The 19,339-nt window shown below is 61.1% G+C and carries 16 protein-coding genes and 1 tRNA gene; 12 read left to right on the top strand and 5 right to left on the bottom strand.

What is annotated here, in order from left to right; genetic code table 11:
- Positions 1 to 126 precede the first annotated feature (126 nt).
- The 3 genes from R3F07_20205 (at position 127) to ptsP (ending at position 3,585) form a co-directional block, all read left to right on the top strand.
- Positions 127 to 447 carry a hypothetical protein gene (locus R3F07_20205; GenBank protein ID MEZ5278715.1) on the top strand — a complete coding sequence of 107 codons (321 nt, stop codon included), beginning with the start codon at positions 127 to 129 and terminating at the stop codon, positions 445 to 447.
- Between the two features lie 205 nt (positions 448 to 652).
- A complete protein-coding gene (locus tag R3F07_20200; GenBank protein MEZ5278714.1) occupies positions 653 to 1,582 on the top strand; it encodes a radical SAM protein in 930 nt (309 codons plus the stop codon).
- A gap of 344 nt (positions 1,583 to 1,926) precedes the next feature.
- The gene (gene ptsP, locus R3F07_20195; GenBank protein ID MEZ5278713.1) at positions 1,927 to 3,585 is read left to right on the top strand and encodes a phosphoenolpyruvate--protein phosphotransferase; all 1,659 of its coding nucleotides are present in this window, start codon (positions 1,927 to 1,929) and stop codon (positions 3,583 to 3,585) included.
- Position 3,586: 1 nt separating this feature from the next.
- On the opposite strand, the gene R3F07_20190 is transcribed toward ptsP, so the two are convergent.
- Positions 3,587 to 3,663: transfer RNA gene (locus R3F07_20190), tRNA-Pro, on the bottom strand.
- Positions 3,664 to 3,788: 125 nt separating this feature from the next.
- Between R3F07_20190 and R3F07_20185 the strand changes: the two genes are divergently transcribed.
- The gene (locus R3F07_20185) at positions 3,789 to 5,015 is read left to right on the top strand and encodes an AGE family epimerase/isomerase (protein ID MEZ5278712.1); all 1,227 of its coding nucleotides are present in this window, start codon (positions 3,789 to 3,791) and stop codon (positions 5,013 to 5,015) included.
- Positions 5,016 to 5,075: 60 nt separating this feature from the next.
- The gene (locus R3F07_20180; GenBank protein ID MEZ5278711.1) at positions 5,076 to 6,227 is read left to right on the top strand and encodes an iron-containing alcohol dehydrogenase; all 1,152 of its coding nucleotides are present in this window, start codon (positions 5,076 to 5,078) and stop codon (positions 6,225 to 6,227) included.
- Positions 6,228 to 6,248: 21 nt separating this feature from the next.
- Here the strand turns inward: R3F07_20180 and R3F07_20175 are convergent, their stop codons facing one another.
- Positions 6,249 to 6,611, bottom strand: a complete 363-nt coding sequence (locus R3F07_20175; GenBank protein ID MEZ5278710.1) for a peptide chain release factor-like protein — start codon at positions 6,609 to 6,611, stop codon at positions 6,249 to 6,251.
- Between the two features lie 236 nt (positions 6,612 to 6,847).
- Here R3F07_20175 and R3F07_20170 point away from each other — a divergent pair, with 236 nt between their 5' ends.
- The 6 genes from R3F07_20170 to R3F07_20145 all read left to right on the top strand — a co-directional run bounded on the left by R3F07_20170 (position 6,848) and on the right by R3F07_20145 (position 13,141).
- Positions 6,848 to 7,678, top strand: a complete 831-nt coding sequence (locus tag R3F07_20170; GenBank protein MEZ5278709.1) for a hypothetical protein — start codon at positions 6,848 to 6,850, stop codon at positions 7,676 to 7,678.
- A 9-nt stretch (positions 7,679 to 7,687) separates the two neighbouring features.
- Positions 7,688 to 8,656 carry a mannonate dehydratase gene (locus tag R3F07_20165; protein ID MEZ5278708.1) on the top strand — a complete coding sequence of 323 codons (969 nt, stop codon included), beginning with the start codon at positions 7,688 to 7,690 and terminating at the stop codon, positions 8,654 to 8,656.
- Positions 8,656 to 10,122, top strand: coding sequence for a M81 family metallopeptidase (locus R3F07_20160; GenBank protein ID MEZ5278707.1), 1,467 nt, complete (start codon positions 8,656 to 8,658; stop codon positions 10,120 to 10,122). The genes R3F07_20165 and R3F07_20160 overlap by 1 nt, the downstream gene beginning before the upstream one ends.
- 117 nt (positions 10,123 to 10,239) lie before the next feature.
- Positions 10,240 to 11,439, top strand: coding sequence for a methyltransferase domain-containing protein (locus R3F07_20155; protein ID MEZ5278706.1), 1,200 nt, complete (start codon positions 10,240 to 10,242; stop codon positions 11,437 to 11,439).
- Between the two features lie 85 nt (positions 11,440 to 11,524).
- Positions 11,525 to 12,262, top strand: coding sequence for an SDR family oxidoreductase (locus R3F07_20150; protein MEZ5278705.1), 738 nt, complete (start codon positions 11,525 to 11,527; stop codon positions 12,260 to 12,262).
- A gap of 207 nt (positions 12,263 to 12,469) precedes the next feature.
- Positions 12,470 to 13,141, top strand: coding sequence for a PAS domain-containing protein (locus R3F07_20145; protein MEZ5278704.1), 672 nt, complete (start codon positions 12,470 to 12,472; stop codon positions 13,139 to 13,141).
- Here the strand turns inward: R3F07_20145 and R3F07_20140 are convergent.
- Positions 13,138 to 15,783 (bottom strand): hypothetical protein, encoded by a 2,646-nt coding sequence (locus tag R3F07_20140; GenBank protein MEZ5278703.1) that lies wholly within the window; start codon positions 15,781 to 15,783, stop codon positions 13,138 to 13,140. The two genes, R3F07_20145 and R3F07_20140, sit on opposite strands and share 4 nt — an antisense overlap.
- A 386-nt stretch (positions 15,784 to 16,169) precedes the next feature.
- On the opposite strand from R3F07_20140, the gene R3F07_20135 reads away from it, so the two are divergent.
- On the top strand, positions 16,170 to 16,892 hold the full coding sequence (locus R3F07_20135; GenBank protein ID MEZ5278702.1) for an AsmA family protein: 723 nt from the start codon (positions 16,170 to 16,172) through the stop codon (positions 16,890 to 16,892).
- Positions 16,893 to 16,963: 71 nt separating this feature from the next.
- On the opposite strand, the gene R3F07_20130 is transcribed toward R3F07_20135, so the two are convergent.
- Together R3F07_20130 and R3F07_20125 are read right to left on the bottom strand one after the other, a co-directional pair.
- On the bottom strand, positions 16,964 to 18,139 hold the full coding sequence (locus R3F07_20130; GenBank protein ID MEZ5278701.1) for an MFS transporter: 1,176 nt from the start codon (positions 18,137 to 18,139) through the stop codon (positions 16,964 to 16,966).
- On the bottom strand, positions 18,136 to 19,164 hold the full coding sequence (locus tag R3F07_20125) for a uroporphyrinogen decarboxylase family protein (GenBank protein MEZ5278700.1): 1,029 nt from the start codon (positions 19,162 to 19,164) through the stop codon (positions 18,136 to 18,138). Before R3F07_20125 ends, R3F07_20130 begins: the two co-directional genes overlap by 4 nt.
- Positions 19,165 to 19,339 lie beyond the last annotated feature (175 nt).

The raw sequence follows: 19,339 nt of genomic DNA, 5'->3' as shown, positions 1-19,339 counted from the left end.
GAACCCTCTCGGTGAAGACGAAAATGACGGATTTCCCGGCCAGGGGTCCTCTGCGCCTAATCCCGGTGCCAATCCTGCCGTTCAAAGAAGGCGGGCTCCTCGATTGACCCGGAAAACGCCTTGATCATGAACAGACTGACTATTGCCTGCCTCTGCGCCCTCACGCTGGCCTTTGCCTCGCCCGTGGTCTGCCAAACCGCGGTGGAGCCGAATCCAATCGCTCTCCGGGCCGGCCAGTGGGCCAGGATGTTCAACGGCCTCAAGGCATCCTACAGCATCACCGTGGTGGTCGTCTCTTTTGACCATGTCGATGAGATCCACAATGTGACGGCAATCGAGGCGAGCGGAGAATTCCTCATCCTGAGACAGAAAGGCAAGGATGGCCGCGACTACAGGGTGGTCATCAATGCGTCCAATGTCCTCCTGATCCGCGAGGGCACGGGCTGAGGAGGACTCCTGGTCTACTTGACGCATCCAGGCAAACGGATAGGTTCGGTTGGGAGATGTGCCGGGACCATCCACGGTCTGCTTTTGTTTCGTCTTTTCCGGGCGACCCGGCCTCGGGTGCTATAAGGCCCATGACGGAAGTCCGCTGGATCGCGCGGCGGCTTGATACGGTAGCCCGGCAGGGCGGTGCCTCTTCTGAAAGGCAATGATTGCGTTTGGACCAGTCCCTTCGAGACGGCTGGGGAGAAGCCTCGGGATAAATACCATTCCTCCCAAGAACTGTTCTTACTCTTGCACCTACTGCCAAGTCGGTCGGACAACGGATATGGGGATTGAGCGTCGTATCTTCCACCAGCCCGAGACGATCCTGACCGATGTTCGCAGACAATTGGAAAAAGCCGATTTGCCGGTCGATTATCTCACCATCGTTCCCGACGGTGAGCCCACTCTTGATGTGAATCTTGGTTCGACGATCGGGCTTCTTCGTTCGTTGAATCGACCGATAGCGGTCATTTCCAATGCGTCGCTGATCGACCGATCGGATGTTCGGCACGATTTGGCGCAGGCCGATTGGGTCTCGTTGAAGGTGGATGCGGTGGACGACCGGATCTGGCACCGGCTCAACCGACCGAACCAACGTCTCGATCTTTGCACTATTTTGTCGGGGGTGTTGGACTTTGCTCGATCCTTCGCGGGAGAACTCGTCACCGAAACCATGTTGGTGGAGGGGGTGAATGACGGAATGGGACATGCCCGGGATCTGGCCGATTTTCTGGGCCGACTCAGGCCTTCGAAGGCCTTTCTTTCCATTCCAACCCGTCCTCCGGCGGAGCCGGGAGTACGAAGCCCGTGCGAGGATGTGGTCACCGCAGTCTTTCAGGTTCTTGCCGAGGCCGTTCCACGAGTGGAATACCTCATCGGCTATGAGGGCAACGCCTTTGCCTCGACCGGCGATCCGGAGGAAGACCTCTTGAGGATCACGGCTGTCCACCCCCTTCGGGAGGAGGCTGTGCGCGAGTTGCTGCAGCGGAACCAGGCCGGGTGGGCGTGTGTGGAAAGGCTGCTTGAAAGACAGGAACTGGCGGCAGTCGAGCATGCCGGGCGACGCTACTTCACAAGGAAATGGAGGAAATGAAGAAGACAGCGATTCGGGCAAGGAACGCCCATTGGGGTTTTCGATTCGGGGCCTTTGGGGCACGGTGAAATCCGAATAAGTCTGCGACGGTGCGGCCCCGGATGAAGCGCCCAGAGGTTCCCAGCAGAAGTCATGGCAGTGCTCATCGGCATTTCGAGCGAGACGTTGACCATCTCGAGCTTTGTTGCAGTCATCCTTTTGGCCGGTTCATTGGTTCAGGCTGCGCACAGTATCCTGTTGAGGCGGGCGCATTCGAGGCGGGACTTTCTCGCAGTCAAGATCGTGTATTTCCTAACGGGAATCCTTGTCGGTGGCATCGCTTTGCCAATAAACTGATGAAGCGGATGAGCATTGGGACGAATGAAGTCCTTTCAGGCATTTCCATCTCTCCGGGGTTGGCGGCGGGGCGCGCCTTTGTCTTTGAGGATATTCTTGAGCGCGACCTCCTGGACTGCGAAATCGGGGCGGACGAGGTCGACAAGGAATGCATGCGTTGCGAACGGGCGATCGCCAAGGTTCTTGTCGATCTGAGCCTATCCGCCGATCGCGTTGAGCAGGAGCTTGAGGCTGGGGTGGGAGATATTTTCCGTGCCCACGAGGAAATGCTCCGGGATCTCGCCCTGATCGGGGAGATACGGGCGGAAATCGAGAAAGGGTTGGTCAAGTCTGAATGCGCCCTGAAGCGGGTCCTGGGCCGATGGGAGCGGAAATTCCGGACGATGGGCAATGACCTCCTTGAGCAGCGCGGTGACGATATCGCGGACCTGGCCCGCCGGCTCCTGCGGTCGCTGGCAGGTCTTCAATCGCACTCCCTGGAGAGGATGCCCAAGGGCAGCATCCTCGTAGCGCGAAAACTCCTACCCTCCGACACGGTTTTTTTCTCCCGCCGATCGGTTCGGGGAGTCGTCGTGGAGCGCGGTGGCCCCGGATCCCATTGCGCCCTGTTGACCCGCCAGTTGGGTATTCCGGGTGTTTCTCGGGTGACGGGTCTTCTGGATCGGGTTGCCACGGGAGACCTTCTGCTTCTCGACGGACTGCGCGGCACGGTCACCATCAGGCCGGACCAACCCGGCCTGACCGAGTTCAGAAGTCGAAAGGGAAGGTATTATTCGGGAGAGAGGGCCGCAAAAAAGCTCAGTAATCTGCCAGCGGTAACGCGTGACGGGGTGGCGGTCCCCGTGATGGCCAATATAGGAAATCGCCACGATGCGGAGACTGCCGCCGGGAATGGTGCCGATGGTATCGGTCTCTTTCGCATCGAGATCTTCTTTATGGCTCGTACGATGCTCCCTGATGAGGAGGAGCTCGTGGCCGGCATGTCGAAGGCGATTGATCCGATGAAGGGCAAGCCTGTTTCGATCCGTCTCCTGGACATCGGCGGCGACAAACAACTGCCTTATTTGTCCCTTCCGTCGGAATCGGATCCCTTTCTTGGTCGGCGCGGTGTTCGCTTTCTGCTGGATTATCCGGATTACCTGGACCTGCAACTTCGAGCGTTGCTGCGATTGTCCCGTGAACACGATGTTCGGATCATCGTTCCAATGGTGACGACCGTTGATGACATGAGAAAGGTGAGGGTCGCACTCGTCCGGGTCGGATCGAAACTCGGATTCGGGACATTGCCCCCACTCGGAGCAATGGTCGAAACGCCCGCTGCTGCCCTTTGTGCAAGTGAGATTGCGGGCGTTTCCGATTTTCTCAATATTGGATCGAATGACCTCACCCAATACACCATGGCGGCGGGTCGCGAGAATTCGTATGTTTCCCGCTATTTCCGGGACGATCATCCTGCAGTCTTCAGACTGCTGAAGATCGTCTGCAGCGAGGCCCATGGGATTTCGGTCGGGTTGTGCGGCGAACTGGCTGGTCGATGCCCTTTGGTGAACGCACTCTTGGGAACAGGCATCGGCATTTTGAGCGTCCCGCCTCCGCTCGTACCTGCGGTAAAGGAAGCGGTAAGGGGATGCTCAACCGATGTTGAGAGCGTGAGGCGCAATGACTGATTGGTCGGGGCGGAGAGATTCGAACTCCCGACCTCCTGCTCCCAAAGCAGGCGCTCTACCAGGCTAAGCTACGCCCCGTGACCAGAGGCGCAGTGTTCTGTTGGGGGAGCGGGCTGTCGAGCGGAAAAAGGACAGGAACAGTCTTGCCCGGATGGGCGGACTTCCTTGCCAGCGGAGGAACGGTGTCTGAGGATATCATTTCGATGTCATCCGATCTGATTGCCCGCCTTGTTGCCCGTGCTCAAGCCGACCTGCGGGAGAACCTGCTCCCTTACTGGACCCGAACCGCGCCCGACCAGCAGCTGGGAGGCTTTTTCGGCCGGGTGGGGCTGGGTGAAACCGTCGATCGTGAGGCTCCGCGAGGGGCCCTTCTGACCAGCCGTATCCTCTGGACCTACTCGGCTGCCCATGAACGCTGGCCGGATGCCGGTTATCTGGGAATGGCTGATCGCGCCTACCGTGATCTGCTTGATCGCTTCTGGGATGAGGCCAACGGTGGTCTCCACTGGACCGTCACCGCGGATGGGAGACCGCTGGACAACTCCCGGAATGTTTATGGGCAGGCATTCGGCATCTACGCCCTGAGCGAGTACCACCGCGCAACCAGTCATCCCGAGGCTCTCGAACAGGCCATCACTCTCTATGGATTGATCGATACCCATGCCCGCGACACGGTGAATCGCGGCTATTTTGAGTTGTTCACGGCGGACTGGCAGCGGGAGGATTCGACCTCCGCCGCCGTCATGGATGTGGGTCACGGAGCCAAGTCTCAGAACACCCATCTTCACCTGATGGAGGCATTCACGAACCTTCTGAAGGTATGGCCGGACGAGGGTCTGCGCAAGGCCCAGCATGATCTGGTCGACCTGATGATGGATCGGGTTCTCGATCAGACGACCGGGCATCTGAATCTCTTTTTCGACGAAGACTGGAAGGTTCTTTCGACCGGAATCTCCTACGGACATGACATCGAGGCTGCGTGGCTGATCCTCCAGGCGGCCGAGTTGCTGGGGGACCGGGCGCAGATCGCAAGAGCGCGGCACGCCGCCGTTCAGATTGCCGAGGCCACCCTGGCCGACGGGGTCGGCGATGATGGCAGCATCCTTTATGCGGGCGAGCCGAACGGCCCGACGGACCGGACCAGGGATTGGTGGCCCCAGGCGGAAGCGGTTGTGGGATTCCTCAATGCCTGGCAGGTATGCGGAGGCGGCCGGTTTCTCGCCGCGGCCGGGAGGGTCTGGGACTTTATCGAGAAAGAACTCGTCGACCATGAAAACGGCGGATGGTTCCGGTCGATTGCGCCCGAGGGCGGAGCCATCCCGACGGACAAGATCAATCTCTGGATCTGCCCCTATCACAATGGGCGGGCGGACATGGAGATCATCGACCGGCTGGGTCCTCTCGTTTCCGCGATCCCCGGATCGCCGTGAGCCATCTCCGTTCTCTGTCGAACGCTTTACCTCGGCCCGACATCGGGTATAGTCGGCTCCATGAACAATTTTTCCTATTACAATCCGGTTCGGATAGAGTTCGGCCGGGGCACCATTGCGAAGTTGGCGGATCTTCTGGAGCCCAATGCAAAGGTTCTCGTCGTCTATGGCGGAGGATCGATCAAGCAGAACGGAGTCTACGACCAGGTCATGAAAGCCCTCGACGGGCGCTCCGTGGTGGAGTTCGGCGGGGTTGAGGCCAATCCTCAGTATGAGACCCTGATGCGGGCCGTTAAGGTCGTCCGCTCAAAGAAGATCGATTTCATTCTCGCGGTCGGGGGCGGTTCCGTTCTTGACGGCGTCAAGTTCATCGCCGCCGCCGCGCGCTTCGAGGGCGAAGCTTGGGATATCCTGGAAAAGCGGATACCCGTGGCGGAAGCGGTTGCTCTCGGTGCCGTCCTCACCTTGCCGGCCACGGGATCGGAGATGAATACTTTTGCAGTGATTTCCCGCGAGGAAACCAGGCAGAAACTGGCTTTTGGATCCGAGGCCTGCTATCCGAAATTCGCCATTCTTGACCCGGAGACAACCTTGTCCCTGCCGGAACGTCAGGTGGCCAACGGAATCGTCGATGCCTTTGTCCACGTGCTCGAGCAGTACCTGACCTACGACCTCGACACGCCACTCCAGGATCGCCAGGCGGAGGGAATTCTCCTGACCCTGATCGAGCAGGCGGAGCGGGTGTTGAAGGATCCAAAGGACTACGATACCCGGGCCAATATCATGTGGGCGGCGACTCAGGCGCTCAATGGATTGATCGGTGTCGGGGTGGCCCAGGATTGGGCGACTCACATGATCGGGCATGAACTTACCGCCTTCTTCGGAATCGATCACGCGCGGACTCTGGCCGTGGTCCTGCCGGGGTTGCTTCGGCACCAGAAGGAGGAGAAGAAAGGCAAGCTCCTGCAATATGCCAAGCGGGTATGGGGTCTGTCGGGGTCGAACGACGCGGCCGTCATCGAGTTGGGCATTGCCCGGACGGAGGCATTCTTCCACAAACTTGGGGTGCCGACACGGCTGATCGACCATGGGGTGGATCTCAAGCAGACCGAGCCCATCGTGGCGCGTTTCTCTGAAAACAGGATGCGTCTGGGCGAGCGTGAAGACATCGACGCGGCCGCGATCGGTGCCATTCTCAAACTGTCGGCCTGACCATGGCCGCGTCGCGGTCGGTCAGTCGTCAATGCGATGACGAAGCCGCTTGGTCTCGGATCGCCGTCTCTTGCCCTCGACCTGGACCCGTTTGACCTTGGCTGGCTTGGGTCGATTGCTGCGCCGCTTCTTCTCCCGGATCGCCTTCTTCTCGGCGGCTTCCGCCCGCTGTCTTTCGATCAGTGATTCCAGAAGGCGTTCCCGGGCGATCCGGCGGTTGCCGGCCTGGGTCCGGGCCTCCTGGACATGGACGGTGACTCCCGTCGGGACATGCCGGAGACTGACCCGGGTCGATACCTTGTTGACATTCTGTCCACCGGGACCCGAAGCGCGGGAGAAAATCTCCTCAAGCTCATCGCTGTTCAGTCGGGTGATCGGTTTCATCGGAACGGAAGGGCAACCAAGTGGAAGAACCGGCCGGGGTCAACCCCCCCAAGAGCGGCCTGTTTCGGAGCATCTTGGCCCTGACCTGTTTGTAACGTATTATGTTACAAACGGGCGGTTCGAGCTTCCCGGCAGGAAGGTGGAACCCACCCCAGGGAGGCCGGCGACGGGCGGGGTCCTGCCGGTATTCGGGCTGGCCGGTCTTCCCCAATCCCCTTTAGGGTGGTCTTTCTGTAATGGAAACCAAGGAAGTCGAGTCACTGCCGTCCCCCGAGGTGCCGCTCTATTCGGTGCCGACCATTGCTCTGGCCTCCTTTCTGGGTGGTCCGCTGGCCGCCGGCTGGCTGGTTTCGGTCAATTACCGAAGGTTGAATGAGCCCCGGGCGGCACGCAACGCCCTCATCCAGGGGGGCGTCGCAACCCTTGCCCTTGTCGGCCTGATGGTCGGATTGCCGCCATCCTGGGTTGAGCAGGTGCCGGGAGTGACGGTTCCGCTGATCTATACGGGGTTGATCTGGATGCTGGCCGATCGCCTTCAGGGCAGGGCGCTGGCCGCACATTTTGCCCGGGGCGGTCTTCGCCATTCCCTCTGGAGGGGCGTTGGCATCAGTCTGGTTGCGGCGCTCCCGGTGGCGGTTGTCCTGCTGGCCATGACGGCTCTGGTGCCGATGACGCCGCCCTTCGATTTCGAAGGCGAGCCGGTCGAGGTTGGAGAAAGCGGGGATTTGGTTTTCCCTGCCGGGGACATCCCGGCCGATGTCACGGAGACCGTCGGTCGCGTTTTGACGGAAGAGGGGGTTTTTGCTGCAGACCGACCGGATGTCGCCGGTCTGCGGATCGAGAACGAAGCCTTCTTGCTGGAGGTTCCGGTTCCGCTGTCCTCCTGGTCGGATTTGGGAATCCTGTCCCGATTGCAGAGGTCGCAGGAGCGGCTGAATGAAGAGCTGTCCGGCCGACCAGTCGAAATCGTCATGATCCACCAGGGTGTATCGGGAATTCAGCGACGGGTGCTGGGCGAAGCGGGGCTGCCGCCGGACCGAGGCCCGGCCGAACCTTTGCCGCAATAACGGTCGAAGATGCGTTTGTCCGCCGTCATTCAGCCCCAGACCGACGAAAACCTCCAGCTCCTGGTCCAGCTCGGAGTGGAGGATTGGGTCTATTACGACATGGCAGGCATGCCGGGGGACTTCGAGTCCCTCCGGGCCGAGTGCGACCGGGCGGCCCGGTTCGGTCTGCGGTTGTCGGTGGTGGAAGGCGGACCGCCCATGGACCGTATTGTCCTGGGTCTGGACGGACGGGATGCGCAGATCGAGCAGTACAAGCGCAGTCTTGATCAGATGGGCCGGCTGGGCATCCGGACGCTTTGCTACAATTTCATGCCGCAGATCCTCGATGATGCCATGGTCGTCCGGACCTCGACCGTGACGAGGGAGCGCGGCGGTGCCCTGACCAGCAGTTTCGATGCAGCCGGTCTCGATCCGGAGTTCAGGACGGGGCTCGGCGAGACGACGGATGAAGAGATGTGGGACAACCTGGAATATTTCATTCGGCGCGTGGTGCCGGCGGCCGAATCGGCGGGAGTCAACCTGGCCATGCATCCGGACGACCCACCTCTTTCACCGATCTGGGGGCTTTCCCGAATCATGCGCAGCCGCGAGGCCTTTGACCGGCTTTTCGCGATTGCACCGAGTCCGGTCAATGGGCTGACCTTCTGCCAGGGTTGCTTCGCGGAGCTGGGCGAGAACCTGACCGCCCTTGTTCACCACTTCGGCGCGCGTATTCACTTTGTTCACCTGCGCGATGTGGAAGGGGTGCTGCTTCACTTTCGGGAGACCTTTCCGGACAATGGTCCCACGGATATGCGGAAGGTTTTCGAAGCCTATCGGGAGATCGGATACGGCGGCGCGATTCGTTCGGACCACGTGCCGCAGTTGGTCGGCGAGGAGGGTCCAAATGATGGATACGGACTCAGGGGCAACCTTTTCGCGATCGGCTATCTGCGGGGGATGCTGGAGTCGGTCTTTGGCCGGACCCCAAGGGCCTGATGCGTGCGGTCATCCTCCAGTTTCTTTTTGAAAGCAACACCTTCAATCCGGAGAAGGCCGGAATGGAATCGTTTGTGGAGGGAGGAACCTGGTTGACGGAAGAATCGGCGATCCGCGAATGGGCGGTTGGCGCGCCGTCCCAGATGACCGGCAGCCTGGAGGTGCTGGAAAGGGCGGGTTGGGCAACGGCTCCCTGCCTGGCCGCGGTCTGCGGTTCGCCGGCCGGGCGTCTGAGCCGGGAGGCTCTGTTGACGATTACCGAGGCGTTCCGAGCCGCCATCGGCAGAGGGTTGCCGGCGGACGGATTGATCCTGCACCTGCACGGAGCGGCCTGTGCGATCGGTGAGGACGACGTGGAAGGCGCTCTTCTTGAGATGATCCGTGCGGAGGCGGGTTTCGATGGCCCGCTGATCCTGTCGCTCGACCTTCATGCCAACGTCACGCGAAGGATGATGGGCCATTCCAATGGCATCACCGCCTACCGGACGATGCCGCATACCGATTTCGTCGAGACCGGGAGGCGGGCGGCCCGACTCCTGCTCCGCCATCGGAACGACCGCAAGGTGGTGGCTGCACGGATGGCGGCCCTCATCCCTCCGACCGATACTCACGACGGTGAGGGTCGGTTTGCCGGGATGCTGGCGCGGGCCCGGCGGTTGGAGGAGCTGCCGGGTATTGAGGACGTCAGCCTCTTTCCTGTCCAGCCGTGGCTCGACATCGATGAACTCGGTTCCTGCGTGGTCGTGACCGGGACGGACCCGGTCTTGGCTGAGACTGAAGCCCTGGGTTTGGCGTCTGCCTGGTATGCTCAGCGGAAATCCTGGGTGACCGGTCTGAAAGACTGGGGCTCGATCGAGTCGTCACTGCTCCAGAAGCGGCGCCCTGGCTGGATTCTTGTTGATACGGCTGACGCCACGACCGGTGGGTCGGACGGACGCAGTTCCGAGGCGGTGCGGCGGTTGATCCCGCTGGCGGACCGGCTTCCGGGTAGGGGGCTGCTCTGGGTGGTCGATCCCGAAGCGGTTCGGCGGGCCGAGGCGGGGGACACGACGTTCGTTCTGGGCCGACCGGGAGTGGCGGTCTCTGCGGATGCGGTCGATTTCCGGGGGGCGGTCTCCTACCGCGCCCGGGGTGGTGTTCTGACCGGGAGCGCCTTCAGCGTGGGGCGGACCGTGGTCCTCAGGGTGGGTCAACTGCGGATTGTGATCAGCTCCAACGCGGCCTTTGGGGCGGATCCGGCGTTTTACGAAGCGGTGGATCTTGATCCGGAGAACGCGCAGGTCGTCCTGGCGAAGAGCCCGATGGGTTGGCGGGCCGGATTTGGAGCAGCGGCCGACCGTGGCCTGCTCTTTGACGGTCCGGGGCAGACGTCACTCGATTTCCGAAGACTGGCCTATCGCAAGGCGGGCGGGCGTGTCTTTCCCATGACGGAGACGCCGGATGCTCCGATCGGGCTCCTCAAGTAAGGTAGCCGCAACGGACGTTGACCCCGGACCGCTGCAAGTGTCTCTCTCGTGTCCGGAATCTGTCATGAGAATGAAACCGATAGGCCAGTCGATGGGGTGGAGGCCCGCAATAGAGTCGTGATTGATCCCCGAGAAATCATTGAGCGCTTCACGGCGGAGGACATTTGTGAAGGTGCGGAGCGTTATTTTGCATCGATCGTCGACACCGGATTTCATGAGCGAAAGCCCCTGTCCTCACCGGAAGATGCCAGTGAATTGCTGCTTGAGGTGGGGTTTCTCTTGAGGGGGCTGCAATTGGGTCCGGGCATGCGGGTGTTGGACCTGGGGGCCGGAACCGGCTGGTTGTCCCGCTATCTGAACGAGTTGGGTTGCCGGGTGACGGCATGTGATCCATCGGCAACAGCTCTGGATATAGGGCGGCGGGCAAACGCGAGGTTTCCATTCGTCGACCTGCGAAGACTGGAATATGAAGTCTTCGACGGTCGAAACATCGATCACCCGGCGGAGACCTTTGACCGCATCGTCTGTTTTGAAGCCCTGCATCACATTCCCAATTGGGAGGAGGTGCTCGGGGAAGTCTTCCGGGTGTTGAAGACCGGTGGAGTGGTGGGATTTGCCGAACCGGGATTCCTGCATTCCCGCAGTCCGATGTCTCAGTATGAAATGGCCAATCACGTGGTCCTGGAGAACGACGTCCGTCTCGATGCGATCGTACCGGTCGCTGAGCGGCTTGGATTCCAATTCTCCGGGTGGGAGACCGTGATCAAGGCCCGGCAGGACCTTGCATCCTGGCGAACCGCGGTGAATTCCTCGTGGTGGTCGCCCCGTCGCCTTCTGCTCGGGTGGCGGCTGGCCAGAGAGCTGAAACGATCGCTCAAGGGCCGCACGGTCTTCTTCCTGGCGAAAGGACCGGTCGAATTGGACTCCCGACGGAGGGAGGGTCTGGCGGGATTGATCGAGACCGAACCGGATCGTGTGGACCTCGGTGCGGGTGAAAATACCGTGTTGAATCTGAAGGTGACCAACATCGGGGATGCGGATTGGCTGTGGTCGGACGGAGGCGGGGTCGGTCAGGTCTACGTTGGGGTCCATGACTGCACGGGGAAGGACGGCACGATCCATCGCGATATCGCCCGAGTTCCACTCGGCCGCAGACTGGCGCCCGGGGAGGTCGAGACTGTTTCCATCACCCTGCCGCTATTGGCGCCCGGGTCTCATATGCTGACGGTCGACCTGGTGGCCGAAGGGGTAGCCTGGTTCGAGTCTGCCGGTGATGACAGACATCGGACCCGATCCGTCCGGGTCGAGGTGCACTGATCCGGCAGGGGCGAACACCACGGGGCCGGCGGCCGGGCGTTGACCCCTGGGGTCACTTCGGTCCCAATGAACCTGAAGGAACCCAATGGGCGTGGAACTCAATGATCTTGTCTGTGTGATTTCCGGGGCCGCCGAGGGTATCGGTTTTGGTCTCGTTCAGGGCTTTGGCCGCCGGGGGGGCCGGGTGGTGGCGGCGCTTTACGACCTCCCCGCATTCCGTGACAAAGTGAAGCCGGCGTTTCCGGTTGCTCTGGACGTGACGTCGCCGGCCTCGGTCGAGTCCGCGGTTGCGGCCATCATGGAGCGGTTCGGCCGGATTGACGTCTGGGTGAACAACGCGGGAATCTATCCGCGGAAGCCGGCGGATGAAATGACGGCCGAGGATTGGGAGTCGGTGGTGGGGGTTAATCTTCACGGAACCTGGCGGTGCTGTCAGGCGGTCATCCCCATCATGAAGGCGCAGGGATCCGGTGTTATTCTCAACGTGGGGAGCATCACGCTCAGAACGGGTCTGCCCCATCTCGCCCACTATATCGCGAGCAAGGGAGGGATCGTGGGTCTGACCCGCGGTCTGGCCCGCGACCTGGGTCCCCTGGGAATACGGGTCAACGGAGTGCATCTGGGCGCGGTGCAGACGGAAACGGAGCGTCGGCTCTTTCCTGATCAGGCGGCGGTGGCCAATCGTGTTGACGAACGTCAGGCCCTACCGGGGCGGCAGACGCCGGAATCAGTGGAGCCTGTTTTTGCCTTTCTCGCTTCAGCTGAAAGCAGGGATATCACCGGTCAGTTCATCACGGTTGACCGCGGCTGGACCCATGATTGAGCGGTTAAGCCCACCGGATCATCCCCAACCCGACCGGGGATCCGGGCCGGGAAACGGTGCCAGAGCCGGCTGAATAGCTCCCTATGAGTTGACGTTCAGGGAGTTCGGGTGTTTGCTGTGGTCTGCGCCGGGAGGCGCGGGGAATGTTGCAGAACCAAACCGGGTTCTTGGTGTCGGATGAGCGGTGGGAGGCAATTGGGGCCAAGTATGATCGAGACGAAGAGAACGACCAACTGGGTCGGGAACCGTTCCACCTTCACGGTGGACCCGGAGTTTCGTGACCATCTGCTCGGCTACCGCCTTGGCCGTCTGGGGGAGAGCCTCGATAGTGTCTATGTCCTGGATAGGGATTTCCGAATCAGGGGCATGAACGCCGCTTACAGAAAGGCCGCGTTGCGGGCTGGCGGGCGGAAGTGGCTTCGTCGCTACGGACTGGGTTTTCCGGTCCTGGAGGCTTTCATGGGCTTTTATGCCGAGCACTACCGGCGGATCTATCACCGATGCCTGGAAGACGGGCGCCCCTATGGGGCCCTCTATGGAGGGGAAGCGGGGCGGGTTTACCGCTGGTACCGTGAGACGATCCAACCGCTTCATGACAGGAGTGGTCTTCTGGTGACCCATCACCTTCTTCAGACCATCCGACGTTCGGAGGCTTCTCGTTTCCAGCCGGAAGTGCATCGCAGTTCGGATGGATTGGTCCTCCAGTGTTGCCACTGCCAGCGGGTTCGCAATTGCCTGAAGTCCGGGCTCTGGGAATGGCTGCCGGATCTGGCCCTGGCCTGCCCGGACAGCGACATATCTCACGGACTCTGCCCCCGTTGCGTCGATGCCTATTACCGGGATTTCCTGCCGAAGCGCGAAGCCGCCATCGAGGGCTAGCCGCGTCCGCGCCGACCCTGGTCCTCGAGCAATTTGGCCACAAGCGCGGTCCAGCCCGTCTGGTGACTGGCCCCGAGGCCGGCTCCGGTCTCCGCATGAAAGTACTCATGGAAGAGGATCGGATCATTCGTTCGTGCCTGAGCGCCATCAGCCGGCCGTCGACCGTCGGCGGCAGGCAGAAAGAGCAGGGACAGGCGGCGTGAAATCTCGTTGGCGGCCTCCGCAAGGTTCAGGAATCGTCCGGAACGGGCGGGTACTTCGACTCTGAAGGCGTCGCCGAAATAATGGTGGTACCGTTCAAGCGCCTCGATCAGAAGGAAGTTGACCGGAAACCAGACAGGCCCGCGCCAGTTGGAATTCCCACCGAACAGGCTGGTTTCGGATTCGCCGGGTTCGTAGGCGACGGTATGGGTCTGGTGATCCCAGCTCAACTGATAGGGATGGCTCCGGTGATGCCGGGAAAGGGAACGGATCCCGTGAGGGGAGAGGAACTCATCCTCGTCGAAGAGCCGGGCGAGGACTCTCTGGAGCTGATCCCGGGAGGGGATGGCGAGAAGATGGCGTCCGCCCTTCCGGGACACTTCGCTGAAGGCGGAAAGCTGGGAGAGATCCTGACGGTGAGTGAGGAACCAATCCATCCGCTTCTTGAAGAGAGGAACCCTGGACAGACACTCCTCGTCGAGGATTTCCACGGCAAAGAGCGGGATGAGGCCGACCATCGATCGCACCCGGATCTGCCTGACGTGCCCGTCATGGTGGATCTGATCGTAGTAGAATCCGTCCTCATCATTCCACAATCCTGAGCCTCCGAAGGTGTTGATGGCTTCGGCGATGCCGACGAAGTGCTCGAAGAATTTGGAGGCAATGTCCTGATAGGATTCATCCGTGCCGGCCAGCTCCAGGGCCATGGCCAGCATGGTGGTGCAATAGAAAGCCATCCAGGCGGTGCCGTCCGCCTGCTCGAGGTGCCCGCCGGTGGGCAGGGGTCTCGAGCGATCGAAAACCCCGATATTGTCGAGTCCGAGAAAGCCCCCCGAGAAGATGTTGCGTCCGTCGGGATCCTTGCGATTGACCCACCAGGTGAAGTTGAGGAGGAGCTTGTGGAAGACCCGTTTGAGAAAGGACAGGTCGCGCTCACCCTTCGCCGCCGTCATTTTGTAGACGCGCCAACAGGCCCAGGCATGCACCGGCGGATTGACGTCGCTGAAAGCCCACTCGTAAGCCGGTATCTGACCGTTGGGGTGGAGATACCACTCCCGCAGGAAGAGGATCAGTTGATCCTTGGTGAATGACGGGTCGAGATGGGCGAAAGGGATCATGTGGAACGCGGTATCCCAGGCGGCGAACCACGGGTACTCCCATCCGTCCGGCAGGGAGAGCACGTCCCGATTGAAGAGGTGCCGCCACTCGGCGTTGCGACCCGATCTCCGACGATCGGGGGGCGCGGCCGTGACCGGGTCGCCCTCGAGCCAATCAGCTACCGAATAGTGGTAGAATTTCTTCGTCCAGAGGAGTCCGGCATAGGCACTTCGCTGAACCCGGGCTTCTTCGGATTCCGGAGACTGAGGGATGATTTCCCGGTAAAAGGCATCCGCTTCACCGATCCTTAGCCTGAAAATCCCGTCGAAACCGTCGCCGAAAGGATGCTCCGGAGCCTCATCGCCGGAGTGGAGCCGGCAGCGGATCACGGCTTCCGCGCCGGGCTCGAGTTCGAGGCGGCAGTGGGCGGCCGCCTTGGTCCCTCTCTCCTCCGGGTTGATTGCGGCGGCTTCACCCTGGATGAGGAAACGGTGAAACGCATCCTTGACATGGCGGGTGTAGTTGTCGGTTCCGTAGAGGAGTCGGGTATTGGTCTCGTTCTCGGTGAAGAGGAAGGCCTGTTTGGCCTGGCTGAAGTCCGGCTCGATCTCGAAGAACCAGCCGCCGAGAGTGGGGTGTTGCAGACGGAGTCGATGGTCGCTGTCCCTTCGGATGGAGGGTTTGAGAGTGCAGCCCTCGTGACGACATCCCCAGATCCAGGTGTTGCGGAACCAGACGGTGGGCAAGAGCGTGAGGGAGGCGGGGTCGGGTCCCCGGTTCTCCACGGTCAGGCGGATGAGGTTGTCGTCGGGCCCGGCCTTCGCGTACTCCACCGTCAGATCGAAGAAACGGTTCTCGTCGAAAATGCCGGTATCGGCCAACTCGAACTCGGGGTCGTGAAGCCCGCGGTTCCGGTTTTCGTCGATCAGACGTTGGTAGGGGTATGGCTCTTGTGGATACCGGTAAAGTGCTTTCCCGTAACTGTGGGTGGGGGTGGCGTCCAGATGGTAGTAGAGTTCCTTGACATCCTCCCCGTGATTCCCCTCGGGTCCGGTCAGTCCGAAGAGCCTTTCCTTCAGGATGGGATCCCGGCCGTTCCAGAGGGCCGGGGCGAAGCAGAGGCGGCATTCGCGATCGGTGAGTCCGAGAAGGCCGTCCTCTCCCCACCGGTAGGCGCGGCTTCGCGCCTGTTCGTGGGTAAAGGATTCCCAGGCCGATCCATCGGCGGAATAGTCCTCCCGGACGGTTCCCCATTGGCGATCCGGGAGGTAGGGTCCCCAGCGCTTCCAGTTCCGGACACGTCGGGCTTCTTCTTCCAGTCTCAAGTGTTCAGGAGTCGGCATGGGCATGGCAGCAATGATCGGGTGGATAAGTGCCTCCAATCCAGCGAAACCGCAAGCGGTGATGAATGGCGCTTGGTTGGCGAAAGAGTCGGATCAGCCAACGAGGTGTTGACTGCTCTTCGACGGCGGGTCCGGAGGCCCTCGCCCGACCAACTGAAATCAGAGCATCCGTGGCAGGGCTGGACGTCCCCGGCCAGCCGCAACGGTTGTCCGAGACAAAACAACGACAAGCACCCCTAACTAGGCGCCATTCCAAGCGGTGATCGGATCGGGTGTGTCCGGTTTTCGTTCGCCAAACGTGCCGGTTTCCATTGAAATGGGGAATCGTGGGACCGGTCCGGATTTCCGGCCGGCGGCCCGATGTCAGAGAACCCCTGATTTTCATCATGAGCAAAGCAATAAAGATTCTACTGATCAGTCTGGTCGCGGTGGTCGTCTTGGTTGGAATCGTCTTCGCGCTGGTGGTGGCGAATCTCGACAAGATCGTCAAAGTGGCGGTTGAAAAGGTGGGGACGCAGACGCTGGGCACGGAGGTCACGCTGGCATCCGTGGATATCTCATTGAAGTCGGCGGCCGGCGGTCTGAACGGTCTGGTCATCGCCAATCCGGAGGGATTCGCGACTGAAAACGCCTTCGAACTGGACAAGGTCAGTCTGGATCTGGATCTATCGACAATCCGGTCGGACGTCGTCGTGGTCAACCTGGTGGTGATCGATGGGGCACGGGTCGTCTTTGAAGAAAAAGGGGGAAGGACCAATCTTCAGGAACTGCTGAAGAATATCGAAATGGGCCCGGAGAGCGGCGGAACGCCTCCGGCGGAAGGCGAGGCGGGGGCTGAAGGGCCGAAGTTGGTCATCAGGGAATTCCGTTTCACCAACGCACAGACCCGATTGATCACGGAGCAACTCGGTCAGGACCTGAACGCGAAGATTCCGGACGTGGTGCTGAAAGATATCGGAACAAAGGGTGGGGGCGTCACGGCGACGGAGGCCGCGCAGCAACTCCTGGATCCGTTGATTCAGCAGGTGCTCAAGGGTGCCCAGCAGCAGGTGATGGAACAGGCCAGGCAGAAGGCGACCAAGGGTCTGATGGACAAGCTGGGGCTCTAGGGAGTGTTCCCATGGGTTCCTTCACATGCTGCCGGACGTTCCCGGTCTCTCGGCCAGGTTCGCCCGGCCGATCAACTTGATTTCCCCGGCTTCTTCAACCGGCCCGAGAGCAAGAGGAAACAGAGGATATTGGCCGCCAGAATACCCGCCAGGGCAGGCATGAGAACCGAAGGTCCGATCTGCTCGAAACCCTGGCCGAGGGTCCAGGGGATGGCGATTGATCCCATGCTGCCGCCCACGAAAAACCAGCGGGTGGTGGATCCGCGCAGGTGGAGGCGGGCATCGGCGACCAGGAGGAGTTGGGGGAAGATCGGGGCCACGGCGAGCCCGAGCAGCGCCGACCCTGCCCAGAGGACCTCACGGGAGCCCGAGAAGGCCAGCATGGCAGCGAGGCTGACACTGGCGAGGGTCAGGGCGATGGCGATGGTTCGCATCGGTGGCATGGATCGGGCGACGAGGACTGAGCCGAACCGACCGACGGTGAAGGTCGCCCAATAGGTGGATGCGAGAAAGGCACCGCCCGAGGCGCTCTCGAATCCTGCCTTGAGCGCATAGGTGGTGATCCAGCCGCCAAATCCCACCTCGATGCCGCAGTAGACAAAGAAAAAGATGCAGATAAGGATAAGGTCCCCCCGCGCATTCGATCCCTCGACCGGTTTGACGGAGGTGTTTGGAGCCACCGGGCTGGGAAGGAGGAGAAAAAGGATCGCGAAAGGAAGGATGGTCGTTCCGAGGAGGGTGTAGGCGCGGTCGATTCCCCCAAAGGTGGAAAGCGTGAGGCCCACCACCAACGGGGTGGCCACGGCCCCGACCGCGAACAGAGCATGCAGGGCGTTCATGGCGGTGTGGGCGGCTTCCGGGAAGAACCAGAGCAGGAGGGTGTTGCCGCCGACATCAATGGCACCTTTCATCGTGCCGAGCACGAAGAACAGTGTCACCAGCAGGCCAAGACTCGGAACGAAGGGAACGAGGATGAGCAGTCCGGAGAGGACACCGAGGTTGACAGCCAGCACCGGGTGGCCTCGGTACCGATCGAAGACTGGCCCCGCCAGGAAGGATCCGATCAGGTAGCCCAGGGAGTTCCCGACGAAGAGGATACTGACGGAACCGATGGACACGGCGACCTGCTCAGCCAGCTGAGGCAGGGTGGGGCCGAGAACCGCAAACGCGATGCCCAGGCAGAAGAACGCACCGCAATAAGCAAGGATTGTTGTCCGTCGGGACGGATTGCGTCGGGCTGGGGTCATGGGGCGACCATTTCAGCGTATTCGGCGAAAAGTCGCAGATAGAGTCGATAGTCGGCGAGTGAGACACCCGGAGGGGTCTGGTGATCGCAGCTGATGATGAAACCGCCCTGACGGGCCACGGGCAGAAGGCGTTCGAACTCATGTCGGATGGCCGCTTCGCCCTTGGTCATGACCATCTTGTCGAAATGGCCGATGCAGCGGAATCGGGGGTGATTCCGTCGGATGGTGGCGAGATCAACCCCCGCCTGCCGTTCGAGTGGAAGAATGGCATCGATGCCGGCTCTTTCGAACCAGGGGATTGCCCGGGTGATGTCTCCATCCGAATCGACGACCGGGATGATGCCCCGTTCCTTCAGGGCGGGGACGACGATCCGGTAGTAGGGCAGCATGAACTCATCGAAGAGTTCCTCCGAGAGCATCGGACCGTTGTTGTAACTCATGTCTTCGGCGAAGGTCATGAAGTCCGGAGTGACGGTTTCGCAGAGGCGGTCGATTGTCCGGAGCATCCATTCGGCGTTCTCCCGGTTCATCCGGTGCATCAGTTCGGGTTCGTCGTAGAAGGCGTAGAAATGATCCTCGATTCCGAAGAAGGTTCGGGGCAGCCAGAAGAATCCGTCGACGGTGAACCAAAGGACCGAATCGCCCTTTTCTTGTTCCGCCGCCCACCTGGTCCAGAGCGCTGGGTCGATCGGCCACCGGTCTTCGATCCGGAAGAGATGGGTTTGAAGGGCGTCGTATTTCGCGGTGAACGAACCCTCGCCGGTCAGCAGCCCGGCGCCGTGGGAAGGAGGTTTGGGCCCATCCGGATGCACCGCCCGGAACCATCCCTGCTTGTAGCATTCGAGCCCGAAATGCTCGAGGATGGCGTAGCGGTCGGTCAGGGCGGGGTCCAGACCCTCGCCGTGCCAACGATCGATGGTCTCCGTCCACCAACCGGCCCACTCGAGGAGGGGCAATCGGTCGACCGGCTGGAAAGCCATCACGGCATGGAAGCGTTCGCGTGGAGTCACCTGGGGCGGGATCATGAGTCTCCTCCCTGGTATTGAGAAGAAGGAAGTTCCGTTCCGATCCGGAGAACGATCGGAATCGTTGCCCGATGTCCCGGATTCGGCGCCAGCCCGACCCCGTCTTGCGGAAGTCTCGCAGGTGCTTGCACTTGTGCTTGCTTTCGTAGGACCAACGGAAACAATGATATTCGGT

The sequence above is a fragment of the Opitutaceae bacterium genome (assembly GCA_041395105.1).
Classification (GTDB): Bacteria; Verrucomicrobiota; Verrucomicrobiia; order Opitutales; family Opitutaceae; genus B12-G4.
This window is presented reverse-complemented; position numbering and strand designations above follow the sequence as displayed.

What these genes read in the sequence shown, in the direction of transcription:
- R3F07_20205 (MEZ5278715.1), top strand. Translation starts at nt 127, where the DNA reads ATGAACAGACTGACTATTGCCTGCCTCTGCGCCCTCACGCTGGCCTTT.
- R3F07_20200 (MEZ5278714.1), top strand. Translation starts at nt 653, where the DNA reads ATGATTGCGTTTGGACCAGTCCCTTCGAGACGGCTGGGGAGAAGCCTC.
- ptsP (MEZ5278713.1), top strand. Translation starts at nt 1,927, where the DNA reads ATGAGCATTGGGACGAATGAAGTCCTTTCAGGCATTTCCATCTCTCCG.
- R3F07_20185 (MEZ5278712.1), top strand. Translation starts at nt 3,789, where the DNA reads ATGTCATCCGATCTGATTGCCCGCCTTGTTGCCCGTGCTCAAGCCGAC.
- R3F07_20180 (MEZ5278711.1), top strand. Translation starts at nt 5,076, where the DNA reads ATGAACAATTTTTCCTATTACAATCCGGTTCGGATAGAGTTCGGCCGG.
- R3F07_20175 (MEZ5278710.1), bottom strand. Translation starts at nt 6,611, where the DNA reads ATGAAACCGATCACCCGACTGAACAGCGATGAGCTTGAGGAGATTTTC.
- R3F07_20170 (MEZ5278709.1), top strand. Translation starts at nt 6,848, where the DNA reads ATGGAAACCAAGGAAGTCGAGTCACTGCCGTCCCCCGAGGTGCCGCTC.
- R3F07_20165 (MEZ5278708.1), top strand. Translation starts at nt 7,688, where the DNA reads ATGCGTTTGTCCGCCGTCATTCAGCCCCAGACCGACGAAAACCTCCAG.
- R3F07_20160 (MEZ5278707.1), top strand. Translation starts at nt 8,656, where the DNA reads ATGCGTGCGGTCATCCTCCAGTTTCTTTTTGAAAGCAACACCTTCAAT.
- R3F07_20150 (MEZ5278705.1), top strand. Translation starts at nt 11,525, where the DNA reads ATGGGCGTGGAACTCAATGATCTTGTCTGTGTGATTTCCGGGGCCGCC.
- R3F07_20145 (MEZ5278704.1), top strand. Translation starts at nt 12,470, where the DNA reads ATGATCGAGACGAAGAGAACGACCAACTGGGTCGGGAACCGTTCCACC.
- R3F07_20140 (MEZ5278703.1), bottom strand. Translation starts at nt 15,783, where the DNA reads ATGCCGACTCCTGAACACTTGAGACTGGAAGAAGAAGCCCGACGTGTC.
- R3F07_20135 (MEZ5278702.1), top strand. Translation starts at nt 16,170, where the DNA reads ATGAGCAAAGCAATAAAGATTCTACTGATCAGTCTGGTCGCGGTGGTC.
- R3F07_20130 (MEZ5278701.1), bottom strand. Translation starts at nt 18,139, where the DNA reads ATGACCCCAGCCCGACGCAATCCGTCCCGACGGACAACAATCCTTGCT.
- R3F07_20125 (MEZ5278700.1), bottom strand. Translation starts at nt 19,164, where the DNA reads ATGATCCCGCCCCAGGTGACTCCACGCGAACGCTTCCATGCCGTGATG.